The sequence below is a fragment of the Mycoplana sp. 10N416 genome (assembly GCF_056394765.1).
In genome coordinates this window covers 365,436-381,681 of record NZ_JBFTIM010000006.1, presented here as the reverse complement: position 1 = coordinate 381,681, position 16,246 = coordinate 365,436, and the positions used below count along the sequence as shown (strand labels likewise).

14 protein-coding genes are annotated in these 16,246 nt (G+C 63.9%); 9 read left to right on the top strand and 5 right to left on the bottom strand.

Annotated features, from left to right (window positions below; all coding sequences use genetic code 11):
* Window positions 1-48: 48 nt before the first annotated feature.
* The 4 genes from nagA to AC1DDS_RS15070 are packed head-to-tail and all read right to left on the bottom strand — an operon-like array spanning window position 49 to window position 3,926.
* The gene (gene nagA, locus AC1DDS_RS15085) at window positions 49-1,227 is read right to left on the bottom strand and encodes an N-acetylglucosamine-6-phosphate deacetylase (RefSeq protein ID WP_477479635.1); all 1,179 of its coding nucleotides are present in this window, start codon (window positions 1,225-1,227) and stop codon (window positions 49-51) included.
* On the bottom strand, window positions 1,224-2,246 hold the full coding sequence (locus AC1DDS_RS15080) for an SIS domain-containing protein (RefSeq protein ID WP_477479634.1): 1,023 nt from the start codon (window positions 2,244-2,246) through the stop codon (window positions 1,224-1,226). Before AC1DDS_RS15080 ends, nagA begins: the two co-directional genes overlap by 4 nt.
* Window positions 2,247-2,274: 28 nt before the next feature.
* The gene (locus AC1DDS_RS15075) at window positions 2,275-3,039 is read right to left on the bottom strand and encodes a GntR family transcriptional regulator (RefSeq protein WP_477479633.1); all 765 of its coding nucleotides are present in this window, start codon (window positions 3,037-3,039) and stop codon (window positions 2,275-2,277) included.
* Window positions 3,036-3,926 (bottom strand): glucosamine kinase nucleotide-binding domain-containing protein, encoded by an 891-nt coding sequence (locus AC1DDS_RS15070; RefSeq protein ID WP_477479632.1) that lies wholly within the window; start codon window positions 3,924-3,926, stop codon window positions 3,036-3,038. The genes AC1DDS_RS15075 and AC1DDS_RS15070 overlap by 4 nt, the downstream gene beginning before the upstream one ends.
* 196 nt (window positions 3,927-4,122) lie before the next feature.
* On the opposite strand from AC1DDS_RS15070, the gene AC1DDS_RS15065 reads away from it, so the two are divergent.
* From AC1DDS_RS15065 to AC1DDS_RS15025, 9 genes are all read left to right on the top strand, one after another.
* The gene (locus AC1DDS_RS15065) at window positions 4,123-5,016 is read left to right on the top strand and encodes an N-acetylmuramic acid 6-phosphate etherase (protein ID WP_477479631.1); all 894 of its coding nucleotides are present in this window, start codon (window positions 4,123-4,125) and stop codon (window positions 5,014-5,016) included.
* Window positions 5,017-5,062: 46 nt separating this feature from the next.
* On the top strand, window positions 5,063-6,322 hold the full coding sequence (locus AC1DDS_RS15060; protein ID WP_477479630.1) for an ABC transporter substrate-binding protein: 1,260 nt from the start codon (window positions 5,063-5,065) through the stop codon (window positions 6,320-6,322).
* Window positions 6,323-6,687: 365 nt separating this feature from the next.
* Window positions 6,688-7,638: a carbohydrate ABC transporter permease gene (locus AC1DDS_RS15055; protein WP_477479629.1), complete on the top strand. Its 951-nt coding sequence runs from the start codon at window positions 6,688-6,690 to the stop codon at window positions 7,636-7,638.
* A gap of 11 nt (window positions 7,639-7,649) precedes the next feature.
* The gene (locus AC1DDS_RS15050) at window positions 7,650-8,489 is read left to right on the top strand and encodes a carbohydrate ABC transporter permease (RefSeq protein WP_477479628.1); all 840 of its coding nucleotides are present in this window, start codon (window positions 7,650-7,652) and stop codon (window positions 8,487-8,489) included.
* A complete protein-coding gene (locus AC1DDS_RS15045) occupies window positions 8,486-9,550 on the top strand; it encodes a Gfo/Idh/MocA family protein (RefSeq protein WP_477479627.1) in 1,065 nt (354 codons plus the stop codon). Before AC1DDS_RS15050 ends, AC1DDS_RS15045 begins: the two co-directional genes overlap by 4 nt.
* 13 nt (window positions 9,551-9,563) lie before the next feature.
* Window positions 9,564-10,565 (top strand): ABC transporter ATP-binding protein, encoded by a 1,002-nt coding sequence (locus AC1DDS_RS15040; RefSeq protein ID WP_477479626.1) that lies wholly within the window; start codon window positions 9,564-9,566, stop codon window positions 10,563-10,565.
* Window positions 10,566-10,766: 201 nt separating this feature from the next.
* Complete coding sequence (locus tag AC1DDS_RS15035) at window positions 10,767-11,984, top strand: efflux RND transporter periplasmic adaptor subunit (RefSeq protein WP_477479625.1); 1,218 nt, start codon at window positions 10,767-10,769, stop codon at window positions 11,982-11,984.
* An 11-nt stretch (window positions 11,985-11,995) separates the two neighbouring features.
* Window positions 11,996-15,136, top strand: coding sequence for a multidrug efflux RND transporter permease subunit (locus tag AC1DDS_RS15030; RefSeq protein ID WP_477479624.1), 3,141 nt, complete (start codon window positions 11,996-11,998; stop codon window positions 15,134-15,136).
* Between the two features lie 78 nt (window positions 15,137-15,214).
* Window positions 15,215-15,838, top strand: coding sequence for a TetR family transcriptional regulator (locus AC1DDS_RS15025; protein ID WP_477479623.1), 624 nt, complete (start codon window positions 15,215-15,217; stop codon window positions 15,836-15,838).
* 51 nt (window positions 15,839-15,889) lie between these two features.
* Here AC1DDS_RS15025 and AC1DDS_RS15020 read toward each other — a convergent pair whose 3' ends face one another.
* A complete protein-coding gene (locus AC1DDS_RS15020; RefSeq protein ID WP_477479622.1) occupies window positions 15,890-16,213 on the bottom strand; it encodes a hypothetical protein in 324 nt (107 codons plus the stop codon).
* Between the last annotated feature and the right edge of the window lie 33 nt (window positions 16,214-16,246).

Sequence of the window (16,246 nt, the reverse complement as noted above, 5' to 3'; positions counted from 1 at the left end):
GATCCTAGAACTGAAAAGCGGCGCCCTGCAAGGGCTTAAAGCGGATATCTACGAAGTTGATTCCGAACTGGCAACGAATACGGGCTTGCCTCCGATGTAGGTCGCCAGGACGCGGAGTCGATCATCAAGTGCTGTGAAATCTGCGTCATGCCCGTGCGTCAGCCGGCCCTTGCGGCCGGTCATGCCGATCGCTTCCGCCGGATAGAGCGAGGCCATGCGAAGTGCTTCCTCGAGCTCCAGGCCGACGCGTTCGTGCATGAAGCGCACGCAGGAGACCATGTCGATGTCGGCGCCGGCGAGCGTGCCGTCGGCCAGCGTCAGGCGTCCGTCCTTGCGGAAGATTTCGCGGCCGTTGAGGGTGAAACTTGTCATGTCCGTGCCGATCGGGGACATGGCATCGGTGACGAGGAAGATGCGCCCTGGTCCCTTCTTGGCTCGCAGCGCCACGCCGATCGAGACGGGATCGACATGATAACCGTCGGCGATCAGGCCGGCATTGATATGGCCGAGATCGAGCGCCCCGCCGACCATGCCGGGTTCGCGGTGGCCGAGCGCGCTCATGGCGTTGAAGAGATGCGTCATCATGCGAGCGCCTGCAGACACCGCGGCACTGACGGTGGCGTAGCTGCTGTCGGAATGGCCGAGGCTGACGGTGACGCCGGCTTCCGCAAGTGTGGCGATCTGGTCGTTCGTCACGCTCTCGGGGGCAACGGTCATCATTAGTGCTGCGAGCTTGCCGCGCGCCTCGACGGTGCGGGCAAGGTCGTCGGCTTCCATCGGACGAATAAGCTTCGGGTCGTGGGCGCCCTTGCGGGCGATCGACAGGTGCGGCCCTTCGAGATGCAGGCCGAGGAAGCCCGCTACGCCTGCCTGCTGCGCGGCGATGCCGGCTGCGATCGTCCGGATCGTGATTTCGCGTGTATCGGTAATCAACGTCGGCAACAGGGCGGTGGTGCCGAAGCGGGCGTGGGCGGAACAGATGGTACGGATGCCTTCGAGATCCGGCTGTTCGTTCAGGAGGACGCCGCCGCCGCCATTCACCTGCAGGTCAACGAAGCCGGGGACGATGCGGGCGCCGTCCATCGGCTTGCGGGCCGCAGTCGGCGGAATTTCGTCGCCGCCGACGATGCCGACCACCTTGCCGCTCTCGATCAGGAGCGCCTTGTTGTCATGCCAGAGGTCACCGTCGAAGATGCGGGCGGCGGTGATAGCGGTTTGCGCGCTCATCTTGTCTCCGTCACTTTCTTGAGGTTGACCGGCTTGTCGGGGTCGAGCCCGCGGGCCCGCGACCAGGCTTCGACGAAGCCGTAGAAGGGGACAATCAGCGTCAGCGCGTCGGTGATCGGGTGACCGGTGGCGATGAAGGGCAGCTTCCCGGCCGACTTCGCGCCAGCCGAGGTGACGCAGGCATAGGCCCCCTTGTCGGCCAGACCGTCGGCCATGCCGGTTACGGATTGTTCGGCGGCATCCCGGGCGGCGAGCGCGATAACGGGGAAGGACGGGCCAACGAGGGCGACGGGACCGTGGAGTACCTCGGCGGACGAGTAGGCTTCCGCGTGCAGACCTGACGTTTCCTTGAACTTCAGCGCCGCCTCGCTGGCGATCGCAAGGCCCGGTCCGCGGCCGAGGACGTAGAGCGACTGGGTGTCGGCGAGGTCCTCGATCAGACCGCTCCAGTCGAGTGCCACGGCCTTGCCGAACTGCTCGGGGAGAGCTTGGACAGCGTTGCTGAGCAACGCGTCCCCGGTCCATTCGGCGAGGATCGCAAGGCCGGTGACGATCGAGTTCACGTAGGATTTGGTCGCCGCCACGCTCAATTCCGGGCCGGCGCAAATGTCGAGCGCATGGCTGCAGGCTTCGGAGAGGGGGGACGGGATCGTATTTGTCAGCGCCAGCGAGAGGGCGCCGGCATCTGTTGCGGCGCTGGCCATGGCGACGATGTCAGGGCTTTTGCCGGACTGCGATATGGCAATGGCCGCAGCACCATCGAGCTTCAGCTTCGCACCGTAGATAGAGGCGAGCGAAGGGCCAAGCGAAGCGACCGGGCGACCGGCGGTCAGTTCGATCGCATATTTCAGGAACAGGGCAGCGTGATCGGAGGAGCCGCGCGCGACGGTAACGACGAAGCGCGGATCGGCCGCCTTCAGCGCCTTGCCGGCACTGGCGATTGCGTGCTCCTGCTGCTCCAGCACACGGGCGGCCGCTTCCGGGATTTCGTTGATTTCGCGACGCATATTGGTTTGCATGATCATGCCTTTCTTTGGACCGGCCGGCTCAAGCGTCCGGTAGCGTCAGTTCCGCGACGAAATCATAGGCGTCGCCGCGGTAGAGCGAGCGGGTGAATTCGACGACCTTGCCGGAGGCGAGATAGGAGACGCGCTCGATCGAAAGCCCGGCCGCACCGGCGGCAACGCCGAGCAGCGCGGCATCCGGTTCCTTGATATTATAGGCGGAAATGCGCTGAACGGCACGTACCGGGCGGCAACCCTGCTGGTCGAGGGCCGCGTAGAGCGAGCCCGTGACCTGGGCGGGATCGGGAAGAAACTCGGACGAGATGCAGGCCCGTTCGATCGCAAGGGGCATGTCGTCGGCAATCCGCAGGCGCCCGAGCCTTGCCACGAGCGCATCGGCGGGCAGGCCGAGGATCATCATCTCGTCCGGCGAGGGGTGAAACAGGCCGCGATCGAGCCATTGCGCGCGAGTGGTGAGCCCGCGGCGTGCCATGTCTTCGGTAAAGGAGGTGAGCCGCGACAGCGACTGCTGTACCTTCGAGACCGGCTTGATGACGAAGGTGCCCGACCCGTGACGCCGCACGAGCAGGCCGTCCTTGACGAGGTCGTCAACCGCCTTGCGCACCGTCACGCGGCTTATGTTGGCATACTCGGCGAGATCGCGCTCCGGCGGCAGCGCATCGCCATGATTGAGCCTGCCGGAATTGATCGCCTCTTCCAGCGTCTGGCGCAGCTTCAGGTACAGCGGGCCGGACCCGCCCGCCTGCAGGCGCTCCGGCGACAGGATGGAGGCGAGGAGGTCGGTCATGCGGCCGCTCCGCCGTTTCGGGCGCGGAAACGGTTGGCGGCAAGTGCTACGGCGCCCGTCAAGGCATCGGCCTGCGGCTCGACGAGAATTGCGCGGTGGCGCGGTTCGAGCCAGCCCGGATAGAGCGGCGCCAGGCCGCCGAGCAGGCACAGCCGCTCATGCCCGCCGATCGCAGTAATGGCGTCGAGTGCCTCGTTGACGGATCTTGCCGCTGCCTCGACCAGCGCCAGCGCGCCCGGGTCGTTCTGTTCGGCGTATTGGAAGACGAGTGGCGCATAGCGGCCAAAGTCACCGGGCTTGGAGAGCCGCGCGAATTCGACTATCGCGGTCGGGTCGTTCTTGAATTCGGTCAGGATCGCCTCGGTGACGGCGGAAGCCGGGTGGATGCCGTCATGGGCGAGCAGCGCCTCCTGCAGCAGCGCATGGCCAAGGCGGGCGCCGCCGCCGAGATCGCCGATCATGAAGCCCCAACCGCCGATATAATGGACGTTGCCGGCCCTGCGGGCCATGAAGATGGTGCCGGTGCCGAGGATTGCGACGGAGCCCTCCGCGTCGCCGATCGCGCCCTGCAGGGCGATCAGGCCATCGGAGTCTATATCCGTGTGGCGGAAGGGCAGCCGCTCGCGCACATACTGGGTGAGGTTACCGACATTGGTTCCCGCCAGACCCAGAAAGGCGCAGGCCTTGGCGACGTCTTCGGGCGGGATACCGGCATCGCGAAAAGCGGCCTCTGCAGCCTCGGTGATGCTGTTTATGGCGTTGTTCGGGTCGGTCAGAATGTTCGCAGCACCACTCTTTCCCCGGCCGAGGATGGTTCCATGCGGATCCGCGACCGCGGCGCGGCAACTGGTGCCGCCGCCATCGATGCCGATGATAAAGTCTGCCATGAAACACCTCCGAGAGAGATAATACCAAAAAAATACCATTAACCAAGTGGAAAACCGAGCGTTGTTCCGGCTAATCATCCAATGCATTGAATTGTGACGGTAATTTCCTGGCTATCGATTTTTCTGCCACCAGAAGTTAATTTCCTATAGACAATTGGTATTTTTTTGGCATTAACTTGTCGCGAGGAGAACGACAATGACGGCAGGCAGAACCGAAGCCAGGCATGAGCAGGCCGAAGGGCTGGACGCGCGCAGTCCCATGGAGGTTCTTGCGGTCCTGTCGGTGGCGCAGCAGGCCGCGGCAGCAGTCGTTGATGCGGCGATTGCGGATCTTGCCGAAGCGGCGAAGCTTGCGGCGAATGCCCTGCGATCCGGCGGGCGCCTGGTGTATGTCGGCGCCGGCAGCTCCGGACTCATGGCCATGGCGGATGCGCTCGAGATTCCGGGCACTTATGGGATCCCGCGGGATCGCATCGTCATTCTGCTGGCAGGCGGGGCCGCCAGCCTTCAGGATCTTGCCGGCGGATACGAGGATGACGAGGCGCTCGCGATTGCGGACGCCGAAAAGGCCGGTATCGGCAAGGGCGATTGCGTCATCTGCGTCACCGCAAGCGGTTCGACGCCCTATGCCATCGCGATTGCGGACTATGCGCGGGAACGCGAGGCGCAGGTGATCGCGCTTGCCAACAACCCCGGCGCGCCGTTGTTTGCCTATGCCGATATTTCCATTTTGCTGCAGACGCCACCGGAAGTCATTGCCGGCTCCACACGGATGGGGGCGGGCACAGCGCAAAAGATTGCTTTCAACATGCTGTCGACGCTTGTCGGAATTCAGCTCGGCCACGTCCACGACGGATACATGGTCAACCTGAAGGCCGACAATATCAAATTGAAGGCGCGCGCCGGCCGCATCGTTGCCGGGATCGCCGGCGTCGGCACCGACGAGGCGCAGAAATTGCTGGAGCAAGCCGAAGGATCGGTCAAAGTTGCCGTCCTGATTGCCGCCGGTGCGCCGGACGTCGCTGCGGCGAAGGCCGCGCTGGACAAATCCGGGCAGAACCTGCGAGGCGCCCTGAAGAGCCTAGAATAACGAAATCAGAACTGCGCCAGCGTGCGCATCAAAAGGGGAGAATGTGATGACTCGTAACGCAATCAAGGGCTTGCTCCTTGCCACGAGCATTCTCGGCACCGCCGGGATCGCGCATGCGCAGGACGTGACGCTGACCATCGAAAGCTGGCGCAACGACGACCTGCCGATCTGGAAGGACAAGATCATCCCGGCCTTCGAGGCAAAGAACCCGGGCATCAAGGTCGTGTTCTCGCCGACGGCGCCGACCGAATACAACGCCGCCCTCAACGCCAAGCTCGATGCCGGCTCCGCGGGTGACCTCATCACCTGCCGCCCGTTCGACGTCTCGCTCGAACTGTTCAACAAGGGGCAGCTTGCCGACCTGACCGGGCTCACCGGCATGGAGAACTTCTCTGACGTCGCCAAGTCCGCCTGGACGACCGACGACGGCAAGGCCACCTTCTGCGTGCCGATGGCCTCGGTCATCCACGGCTTCATCTACAACAAGGACGCCTTCGACCAGCTCGGCATCTCCGTTCCGGCCACCGAGGCTGAATTCTTCGCCGCCCTCGACAAGATCAAGGCCGATGGCAACTACATCCCGATGGCGATGGGCACGAAGGATCTCTGGGAAGCCGCGACGATGGGCTACCAGAACATTGGCCCGAACTACTGGAAGGGCGAGGAAGGCCGCCTGGCGCTGATCAAGGGCGAGCAGAAGCTGACCGATCCGCAGTGGGTAGAGCCCTTCAAGACGCTCGCCAAGTGGAAGGACTATCTCGGCGACGGCTTCGAGGCCCAGACCTATCCCGACAGCCAGAACCTCTTCACGCTCGGCCGCGCCGCCATTTATCCGGCTGGTTCGTGGGAGATCGGCCTGTTCAACACCCAGGCCCAGTTCAAGATGGGCGCATTCCCGCCGCCGGTTCAGAACGCTGGCGACACCTGCTACATCTCCGACCACAACGACATCGGCATCGGCCTGAACGCCAAGAGCGCGAATGCGGACGCGGCGAAGGCCTTCCTGACCTTTGTCGCCTCGCCGGAATTTGCCGACATGTACGCCAACTCGCTGCCGGGCTTCTTCAGCCTGAACTCGACGGCGGTGAAAATGACCGATCCGCTCGCCCAGGAATTCGTCTCCTGGCGCGAGAAGTGCAAGCCGACGATCCGCTCGACCTACCAGATCCTGGCGCGCGGCACGCCGAGCCTCGAAAACGAGACCTGGACGGCGTCCGCCAACGTCATCAACGGCACCCAGACGCCGGAAGATGCTGCCAAGAAGCTGCAGGAAGGCCTCGACAGCTGGTACAAGCCGGCGAAGTAAGCGTCGGGCGGCGCAGGCTTGCCCCTCACCCTAGCCCTCTCCTCGCATGCGGGGAGAGGGAACTGGCGCAGCGCTCGTCGCCCGCGTTTTTGGGCGCTTCTTGCGCTACGAGGGCAGCGGGTGCGCGGTTGCGGCATGGTCCTTCTCCCCGCTCGCGGGGAGAAGGTGCCGGCAGGCGGATGAGGGGCAATTGCTTGCCCTGTTGATTGCGGTCCGCGGTCCGCGCTATTCGCCAAAAAACGTGTAAGCTGAATGTCATCTGCCGGGATCTTCCGGCGCGGCATCATGCGGCGGGACCGGCCGTGTGACGCCGGTCCGTCACCGGGTAACACTCGAACCATCGGTCGCAACGAACGGGCAGGGCCATGACGGACGCCACATTATCTAGGGACGAAATGGAAGTCGTACGCCGCCCGCGGCGCTGGCACATCGGCGTGTTCCTGTTGCCGGCACTGGTCGTCTATACGGCCGTGATGATCCTGCCGCTCTTTGAGACGCTGCGGCTGTCGTTCTACAATACGGTCGACGGGCAATACACCTTCGTGGGGCTCGACAACTTCCGCGTTCTGTTCGGCGATGGACGCTGGGCTTCCGACTTCTGGAATGCGCTGAAGAACAATTTCATCTTCTTCGTCATCCACATGCTGGTGCAGAACCCGATCGGGATCGCGCTGGCTGCCCTGCTGTCGCTGCCGAAGCTGCGCTTCACCGCCTTCTACCGCACCGCGATCTTCCTGCCGACGCTGCTGTCCTTCGTCATCGTCGGCTTCATCTGGAAGCTGATCCTGTCGCCGATCTGGGGCGTCTCCCCCTACCTCATGGACCTCGTCGGTCTGAAATGGATGTTCGCGCCCTGGCTCGGCAAGCCGGGGTCGGCGCTGATCGCCGTGTCGCTGATCTCGGTCTGGCAATATGTCGGCATCCCGATGATGCTGATCTATGCCGCTCTCCTGAACATCCCGGAGGAGGTGATCGAGGCGGCCGAATGCGACGGCATCACCGGCTGGGCGCAGTTCTTCAAGATCAAGCTGCCGCTGGTGCTGCCGGCGATCGGCATCATCTCGATCCTCACCTTCGTCGGCAACTTCAACGCCTTCGACCTTGTCTATACTGTGCAAGGTGCGCTCGCCGGGCCGGACGGCTCAACCGACATCCTGGGCACGCTGCTCTACCGCACCTTCTTCGGCTTCCAGCTGCAGCTCGGCGACCGCTCGATGGGGGCGACGATTGCGACGGTGATGTTCCTGATTATCCTCGCTGGCGTCTCGCTCTATCTTTTCGTCATCCAGCGGCGCATCCGCCGCTACCAGTTCTAAGGGAGGCGGTCATGTCCAAGGCACGCACGACCTACGGTCGCATGGCGCTGGTCCACCTCGCGCTGATCGCCTACACGCTGGTCGCCGTGTTCCCGGTGTTCCTGACGCTCATCAACTCGTTCAAGAACCGCAACGCGATCTTTCGCAACCCGATGCAGCTTCCGACGCCAGAAACGTTCGACCTCGTCGGTTATGCCACGGTGCTCGGGCAGGGGGACTTTGCCACCTACTTCCAGAATAGCCTGATCGTCACCGTCGTCTCGATCGCCCTGGTGCTGCTCTTCGGTGCGATGTCCGCGTTCGCGCTCTCCGAATACCGTTTCCGGGGCAACACGCTGATGGGGCTTTATCTTGCGCTCGGCATCATGATTCCGATCCGTCTCGGCACGGTGGCGATCCTGCAGGGCATGGTGGCGACCGGGCTCGTCAACACGCTGACGGCGCTGATCCTCGTCTATACGGCGCAGGGCCTGCCGCTCGCGGTCTTCATTCTCTCCGAGTTCATGCGCACCGTCTCCGACGACCTGAAGAATGCGGGTCGCATCGATGGGCTTTCTGAATACTCGATCTTCTTCCGTCTTGTTCTGCCGCTGGTGCGACCGGCCATGGCGACGGTCGCCGTCTTCACGATGATCCCAATCTGGAACGACTTGTGGTTCCCGCTGATCCTCGCGCCGAGTGAAGCCACGAAGACCGTCACGCTCGGCTCGCAGATCTTCATCGGCCAGTTCGTCACCAACTGGAACGCCGTGCTCGCCGCCCTGTCGCTGGCGATCCTGCCGGTGCTTGTCCTCTATCTCGCCTTCTCGCGGCAGCTCATCCGCGGCATCACCTCAGGAGCAGTGAAATGACCCCTTCGTCCGCCCCGATCCGCGTCCTGTCCGCCGGTCTCGGTAATATGGGCCGCAGCCATGCGCTCGCCTATCACGAAAACCACGGTTTCGAGATCGTCGGCCTCGTCAATCGGTCGAAGGTTGCGGTTCCGACCGGGCTGGAAGGCTACGAAATCCACCCGTCTTTCCCAGAGGCGCTGCGTGAATTGAAGCCGGAACTCTGCTCGATCAACACCTATTCGGACAGCCATGCCGACTATGCGATCGCGGCGATGGAGGCGGGTGCGCATGTCTTCGTCGAGAAGCCGCTGGCGACGACCGTTGCCGACGCCGAGCGGGTGGTGGCCTGCGCGAAGGCCAATGGCCGCAAGCTCGTGGTCGGCTACATCCTGCGCCACCATCCCTCGTGGATGCGGCTGATCGCCGAGGCCCGCAAGCTCGGCGGTCCCTACGTGTTCCGCATGAACCTGAACCAGCAGTCGAGCGGGCCCACCTGGGCGACGCACAAGCAGCTGATGCAGACGACGCCGCCGATCGTCGATTGCGGCGTGCATTATGTCGATGTCATGTGCCAGATCACCGATGCCAGGCCGGTCGAGGTGCGCGGCATGGGGCTGCGCCTCTCCGACGAGATCGCGGCTGACATGTACAATTACGGCCACCTGCAGGTGCTGTTCGACGACGGCTCGCTCGGCTGGTACGAGGCCGGCTGGGGACCGATGATTTCGGAAACCGCCTTCTTCGTGAAGGACGTGATGTCGCCGAAGGGCTCGGTTTCGATCGTCATGGACCCGAACGCCAAGTCCGACGACATCGACACCCACACGAAGACGGCGGTGATCCGCGTCCACAACGCTGAAACCGGCCCGAATGGCCGGTTCCTCAAGGCCGACGAGGACCTGAAGATGGCCGGCGAGCCGGGGCACCAGGAGCTCTGCGATCGCGAACAGGCCTATGTGCTGAAGGCGATCCGCGAGGATATCGACCTGTCGCGGCACATGGAGGATGCGGTGCAGTCGCTGCGCATCTGCCTTGCGGCCGACGAAAGCGTGCGCACCGGCAAGCCGGTCAAGCTGTAAGAAGGAAGCATCGATGGGCTCTCTGCAACTGAAATCCGTCCGCAAGTCCTTCGGCCCGGTCGACGTGCTCAAGGGCATCGATCTCGAGGTGAAGGACGGCGAGTTCGTCATCTTCGTCGGGCCGTCCGGCTGCGGGAAGTCCACGCTGCTGCGCATCATCGCCGGGCTTGAGGACTCCACTTCTGGAAACATCCTGATCGACGGTGCCGAGGTCAGTGCCGTACCGCCGGCCAAGCGCGGCATCGCCATGGTGTTCCAGTCCTACGCGCTCTATCCGCACCTGACGGTGAAGGACAACATGGGGTTGGGGCTGAAGCAGGCCGGCGCACCGAAGGCGCAGGTCGAGGAGCGGACGAAAAAGGCGTCGGCCATGCTGTCGCTTGACAAGCTGCTCGAGCGCCGCCCGGCCGAGCTTTCCGGCGGCCAGCGCCAGCGCGTGGCGATCGGGCGTGCCATCGTGCGCGAGCCGAAGCTGTTTCTGTTCGACGAGCCGCTGTCGAATCTCGATGCGGCGCTGCGCGTCAACACCCGCCTGGAGATCGCGCGGCTGCACCGTGAGCTGAAGGCGACGATGATCTACGTCACCCACGACCAGGTCGAGGCGATGACGCTGGCGGACAAGATCGTCGTGCTTGACGCCGGCGTCATCCAGCAGGTCGGCTCGCCGATGGAGCTCTACAACCAGCCCGCCAACCTCTTCGTCGCCGGCTTCATCGGTTCGCCGGCGATGAACTTCATCGATGCGGAACGACTCGGCCAGAATGGTGTTAAAACGATCGGCATTCGCCCCGAGCACATCACACTTTCGCGAGAAAGAGGTGACTGGATGGGCAGGATCGTTCACGTCGAGCACCTTGGCGCTGACACGATCGTCTATCTGGAGAGCGACAGCATCGGACTGCTGACGGTTCGACTTTTCGGAGAACATCACTACGCATCCGACGATGTTGTCTATGCGACGCCAGACGCCGGACACCTGCATCGCTTCGATGCTGAGGGCCGGGCGATACGATGAGGCCCCTCATCACAATCTCGTGATCAGGGGTATTGTGCGGCGCAGTAATCCATTGCGCTTCGCCAAGATCCAACATACATGACTGTTTGTATAACTGCGATGCGGAGGGCGACCGGCTTTCCGCATCGAGTCTTTTCAAGGCCCTGCGGCCGTATGCTCGACGGCCTTGGAAGCCGAGACCCCCTTTTGATGGAAGAACCCATGCGTTTGACGAGACCTTTCGTGATTGCGACGATGAGCAGCCTTCTTGTGCTGGCGGGATGCCAGAAGGAAGAGGGCCAGCAAGGCGCAGGCGGCTTTCCGCCGGCACAGGTGGCGGTCATCACCACGAAGACCGAGGAAGCGCCGATCACCAACGAACTGCCGGGCCGCATCGCCGCCACGCGGACGGCCGAGGTGCGGCCGCGCGTCTCCGGCATCGTGGTCGAGCGCGTATTCCAGCAGGGCTCGATCGTGAAGGAAGGCGATGTGCTCTATCGCATCGACCCCGAGCCGTTCCGCGTCCAGGTCGCGAGCGCCGAGGGCACGCTGCGCCGCGCCAAGGCCGTGCAGCTGCAGGCCAAGCAGGCCGCCGACCGCCAGGAACAGCTGAAGAAGTCGAACGTCGCCTCGGCACAGCAGTTCGACGATGCCGTCGCGAACCTGGCGGCTGCCGATGCGGACGTCGCGATCGCCGAAGCGGGCCTGGCCACGGCCAAGCTCAACCTTCAATACTCCCAAGTGACCGCGCCGATCAGCGGCCGGATCGGCCGCGCGCTGATCACCGAGGGCGCGCTTGTCAGCTCCAACGGCACCGAGGCGCTGGCCACCATCCAGCAGCTCGATCCGGTCTATGCCGACTTCACCCAGTCGGCGACCGACCTCATTCGCCTTCGCAAGGCGCTTGAGGAAGGCGACCTGATGACCGATGGAAACTCGGCCGACGTCAAGCTGCTGTTCGACGATGGCACCGCCTATGAGCATCAGGGCAAGCTGCTGTTCTCGGAGGCGGCGGTGGACACCACCACCGGCCAGGTGACGTTGCGCGGCGAGTTCCCGAACCCGACCAACGACCTGCTGCCGGGGATGTACGTCCGCGTCCAGATCCAGCAGGGCATCGAGAAGAACGCGATCCTGGTGCCGCAGCAGGCGGTGCTGCGTGACACCGCCGGCCAGGCGCAGGTCTATGTCCTCAATGCGGAAAACGCAGTCGAAGTGCGCCGCATCACCGTCGGCCGGGTGGTCGGGCAGCGCTGGGTCGTCACCAGCGGCTTGCAGGCCGGCGAGAAGATCGTCGCCGAGGGCTTCCAGAAGGCGCGCCCCGGCAGCGTGGTCGCGCCCTCGGAATGGAAGCCAGCAGTCGCGGCAGAGGCCGGCGAGACCGCCGACGCCACGCCCGCGTCCGACGCGAAGGCCGAGCCGGCCGCCGCAGCGAATTGAGGTCCTGACCAATGCCACGTTTCTTTATCGACAGGCCGATCTTCGCCTGGGTCGTTGCCATATTCATCATGATCGCGGGGCTGATCACGATTCCGATGCTGCCGGTCGCGCAGTATCCGAACGTGGCCCCTCCGCAGATCTCGATCGGGACGAGCTATCCGGGCGCCTCGCCCGAGGACATGTATCTCAGCGTCACGCGTCCGATCGAGGAAGAGCTGAACGGCGTTCCCGGGCTGATCTACTTTGAGTCGACCTCGGAATCCTCCGGACGTATTTCCATCAACGTGACCTTCGCGCCCGGCACGGACATCGACCAGGCGCAGGTCGAGGTTCAGAACCGCATTGCACGTGTCGAGCCCCGCCTCCCGCGGTCGGTGACCCAGCAGGGCATGCGCGTCGAGCAGGCCGGAACCAGCTTCCTGATGGTGGTCGCGCTGAAGTCCGACGATGGCAATACCGATGCGATCGGCCTCGGCGACTACATGAGCCGCAACATCATCGGCGAAATCCGGCGCGTACCGGGCGTCGGCAGTGCGACGTTGTTCTCCACCCAGCGCTCGATGCGCATCTGGGTGGATCCGGACAAGTTGGTCGGCCTGAGTTTGACCGTCGACGACGTCACCAGAGCCATCGCCGCGCAGAATGCGCAGGTCTCGGCCGGCCGCATCGGCGCGCAGCCGAACCCCGTCAACCAGCAGATCTCCGCCACCGTCCTCGTTCGCGGCCAGCTCGCCACGCCCGAGCAGTTCGGCTCGATCGTCCTGCGTGCCAACCCGGATGGTTCCTCCGTCCGGCTGCGCGACGTCGCACGGATCGAGATTGGCGGCGAGACATACAATTTCTCTGCCCGCCTGAACGGCAAGCCGACCGCGGCCATCGGCGTCCAACTGTCGCCGACCGCCAATGCCATGTCCACGGCGGAGGGCATCCGGACGAAGATGGATGAACTGGCACAGTTCTTCCCGCCGGGCATCAGCTATGAGATCCCCTACGACACGACGCCCTTCGTCGAGGCGTCGATCGAAAAGGTGGTCCACACGCTCATCGAAGCCATCGGCCTCGTGTTCCTGGTGATGTTCCTGTTCCTGCAGAACATCCGTTATACGGTCATTCCGACGCTTGTCGTGCCGGTTGCGCTTCTCGGCACCTGTGCGGTGATGTTTGTTTCCGGTTTCTCGATCAACGTGCTGACCATGTTCGCCATGGTTCTGGCGATCGGCATCCTCGTGGATGACGCCATCGTCGTGGTGGAGAACGTCGAGCGGATCATGGCGGAGGAGGGGTTGCCTCCGAAGGAGGCGACCCGCAAGGCGATGAGCCAGATTACCGGCGCGATCATCGGTATCACGCTGGTGCTGACGGCCGTGTTCGTTCCCATGGCCTTCTTCCCTGGCGCAGTGGGCATCATCTACCAGCAGTTCAGTCTGACGATGGTGGTATCGATCCTGTTCTCGGGTCTCCTGGCGCTCTCACTGACGCCGGCCCTCTGCGCCACGTTCCTGAAGCCGATCTCCCACGGGCATCATCAGAAACGCGGTTTCTTCGGCTGGTTCAACCGCAGCTTCGACAAGACCACGAATGGCTACTCGAACATGGTTGGTGGCGTCGTCAAGCGCTCCGGGCGGCTGATGGTCGTCTACCTCGCGCTGCTCGTCGGCCTCGGCTACGTCTATATCCAGTTGCCGACGTCGTTCCTGCCGAACGAGGACCAGGGCTTCCTGATCGTCGACATGCAGGCCCCGTCCGAGGCAAGCGGCAGCCGCACCCAGCAGGTGATCGAACAGGTCGAGCAGATCTTCGGCAAGGAAGAGGCGGTCGACAGCGTCGTGGCCGTCTCCGGCTTCAGCTTCTCCGGTTCGGGCCAGAATGCCGGCCTAGCCTTCGTCAGCCTGAAGGACTGGTCCGAACGCGGACCGGAAAACGCGGCGGACGCGGTCGCCGGACGGGCCAACGGGCAGATCTTCGGCACGGTCAAGGACGCGATGGCGTTCTCGCTCTCGCCGCCGCCCATCCAGGGCCTCGGCAACTCGAGCGGTTTCACCTTCCGCCTGCAGGACCGCGGCGGCATGGGCCAGGCCGCGCTCTCCGCCGCGGGCGACCAGTTGATGGCCGCCGCCCAGCAGAGCAAGATCGTGGCCGGCCTGCGCGTCGAAGGCATGCCAGACGCCGCCCAGGTCAACCTGATTATCGACCGCGAGAAGGCGAACGCCTTCGGGGTCACCTTCGCGGACATTAACTCGACGATCTCGGCAAACCTCGGCTCGTCCTACGTCAACGACTTCCCGAACGCCGGCCGCATGCAGCGCGTGACGGTGCAGGCGGATGCGGAAAAGCGCATGCAGACGGCGGACTTGCTGAAGCTCAACGTCCGCAATGCCAGCGGTGGCATGGTGCCGCTGTCGTCCTTCGCTTCGGTGGAATGGATCCGCGGCCCGGCGCAGATCGTCGGCTACAACGGCTATCCGTCCGTCCGCATCAGCGGCGGGGCTGCCCCTGGATACTCCTCGGGTGACGCCATCGCCGAGATGGAGCGGTTGGCAGCGGACCTGCCGAACGGCTTCGGCTACGAGTGGACCGGGCAGTCGTTGCAGGAGATCCAGTCGGGCTCGCAGGCACCGGCGCTGATCGCGCTGTCGATCCTGTTCGTCTTCCTGCTCCTGGCAGCGCTGTACGAGAGCTGGTCGATCCCGCTGTCGGTCATGCTCGTCGTGCCGCTCGGCGTCATCGGCTCGGTGGTCGCCGTCATGCTGCGGGGCATGTCCAACGACGTGTACTTCCTGGTCGGCCTGATCGCCATCATCGGCCTGTCGGCAAAGAACGCGATCCTCATCATCGAGTTCGCCAAGGACCTGCGGGCCGAGGGCAAGTCGCTCAAGGAAGCCGCGATCCAGGCGGCGCGGCTGCGGTTCCGCCCGATCCTGATGACGTCGCTGGCCTTCACGCTCGGCGTTCTGCCGCTGGCAATCGCCACCGGCCCGAGCGCGGCGAGCCAGAACGCGATCGGCACCGGGGTCATGGGCGGGATGATCTCGGCCACGGTGCTCGCGGTCATCTTCGTGCCGGTCTTCTTCGTGTTCATCATGAAGCTGTTCGGCGGCAAGGCGAAGTCGGTGAAACGGGTGGCGGAAGCCGCACCGGTTGCAGGCGAGTAAGACACGAATGCCCGCCGCAAGGCGGGCATTCCCTTGGGCACGCATCTTCGGCTGCGTGCCGCAGTGATGGAGGAACAATTGCGACGGACCAAAGCCGAAGCGGAAGCGACGCGCCAGCAGATCCTATGCGCGGCCGAGCGGGTCTTCTTCGAAAAGGGCGTGTCCACCGCGACGATGGAAGAAGTGGCGAGGGCTGCCGGCGTCACCCGCGGTGCCATCTACTGGCACTTCGCCAACAAGACCGCTCTCTTCATGGAACTCTACAAGTCCGTGCCGCTGCCGCAGGAAGACATGGTCGCGCGCGAGCTCGAATCCGAGGATGCGGATGTGCTCGCCGTCGTGGAGCGGGCGGCAGCCGGTTGGCTCGACGCGCTCTCCACCGACGAGCAGCGCCAGCGCATCCTGACCATCCTTTTGCGCTGCGACTATTCCGGCGAGTTCGCGCCGGTCCTGGAAAAACAGCAGCATGTCGACGACGACCATATGTGCAAGCTCGAAAGCGCACTGACGCGCGCGGCCGCGAAAGGGCAGCTCGGTGCCTGCTGGACGCCGAAGTCTGCCTCGTCGGCGCTCCGGTGGATGATGAAGGGGCTCTGCAGCGAATGGCTGCTTTATGGTCGCCGGTTCGATCTCGCCAGGGAAGGGCGAGAGGGAGTGCGGCGCATGATCGCGAGCCTCAGGCCGGAAAAGAACCTTTCCTAAGGTACGGCGGCAGGAACGGCCGTTGCTGCCGCTAAAGCGCGTCGCGATCTTTCAGATTCGCTCATCACGCTTTGGCTCCTTGTTCTTTCGCATGTCTTTGTCCCGAGACCGCTTCCCATTTTCGCGAGACATGCTGTAGTCCGGTCCAGCCTCCATCCGGCCGATCCAATCTTCACCTATTTTCCAACGCTTTAGCACCGAAAGCGGATCCTCTGAATCAAGCCGGGAGCAGATGCGGTAGACCTCCAGCACCTCCGCACTCATCTCGCCCTTCTGGAAAAAGTACATGGCTGCCGCATAGCGGGTACGGCCCGACCAATCGATGCCGGTCGGGGTGCGGACCAGGGTCCAGTTGTGGCGACTGTCTTTGTCCATGGTGATTGCCTTTCACCTGGTGGTCCTTCTTAC

What these genes read in the sequence shown, in the direction of transcription:
- nagA (WP_477479635.1), bottom strand. Translation starts at nt 1,227, where the DNA reads ATGAGCGCGCAAACCGCTATCACCGCCGCCCGCATCTTCGACGGTGAC.
- AC1DDS_RS15080 (WP_477479634.1), bottom strand. Translation starts at nt 2,246, where the DNA reads ATGCAAACCAATATGCGTCGCGAAATCAACGAAATCCCGGAAGCGGCC.
- AC1DDS_RS15075 (WP_477479633.1), bottom strand. Translation starts at nt 3,039, where the DNA reads ATGACCGACCTCCTCGCCTCCATCCTGTCGCCGGAGCGCCTGCAGGCG.
- AC1DDS_RS15070 (WP_477479632.1), bottom strand. Translation starts at nt 3,926, where the DNA reads ATGGCAGACTTTATCATCGGCATCGATGGCGGCGGCACCAGTTGCCGC.
- AC1DDS_RS15065 (WP_477479631.1), top strand. Translation starts at nt 4,123, where the DNA reads ATGACGGCAGGCAGAACCGAAGCCAGGCATGAGCAGGCCGAAGGGCTG.
- AC1DDS_RS15060 (WP_477479630.1), top strand. Translation starts at nt 5,063, where the DNA reads ATGACTCGTAACGCAATCAAGGGCTTGCTCCTTGCCACGAGCATTCTC.
- AC1DDS_RS15055 (WP_477479629.1), top strand. Translation starts at nt 6,688, where the DNA reads ATGACGGACGCCACATTATCTAGGGACGAAATGGAAGTCGTACGCCGC.
- AC1DDS_RS15050 (WP_477479628.1), top strand. Translation starts at nt 7,650, where the DNA reads ATGTCCAAGGCACGCACGACCTACGGTCGCATGGCGCTGGTCCACCTC.
- AC1DDS_RS15045 (WP_477479627.1), top strand. Translation starts at nt 8,486, where the DNA reads ATGACCCCTTCGTCCGCCCCGATCCGCGTCCTGTCCGCCGGTCTCGGT.
- AC1DDS_RS15040 (WP_477479626.1), top strand. Translation starts at nt 9,564, where the DNA reads ATGGGCTCTCTGCAACTGAAATCCGTCCGCAAGTCCTTCGGCCCGGTC.
- AC1DDS_RS15035 (WP_477479625.1), top strand. Translation starts at nt 10,767, where the DNA reads ATGCGTTTGACGAGACCTTTCGTGATTGCGACGATGAGCAGCCTTCTT.
- AC1DDS_RS15030 (WP_477479624.1), top strand. Translation starts at nt 11,996, where the DNA reads ATGCCACGTTTCTTTATCGACAGGCCGATCTTCGCCTGGGTCGTTGCC.
- AC1DDS_RS15020 (WP_477479622.1), bottom strand. Translation starts at nt 16,213, where the DNA reads ATGGACAAAGACAGTCGCCACAACTGGACCCTGGTCCGCACCCCGACC.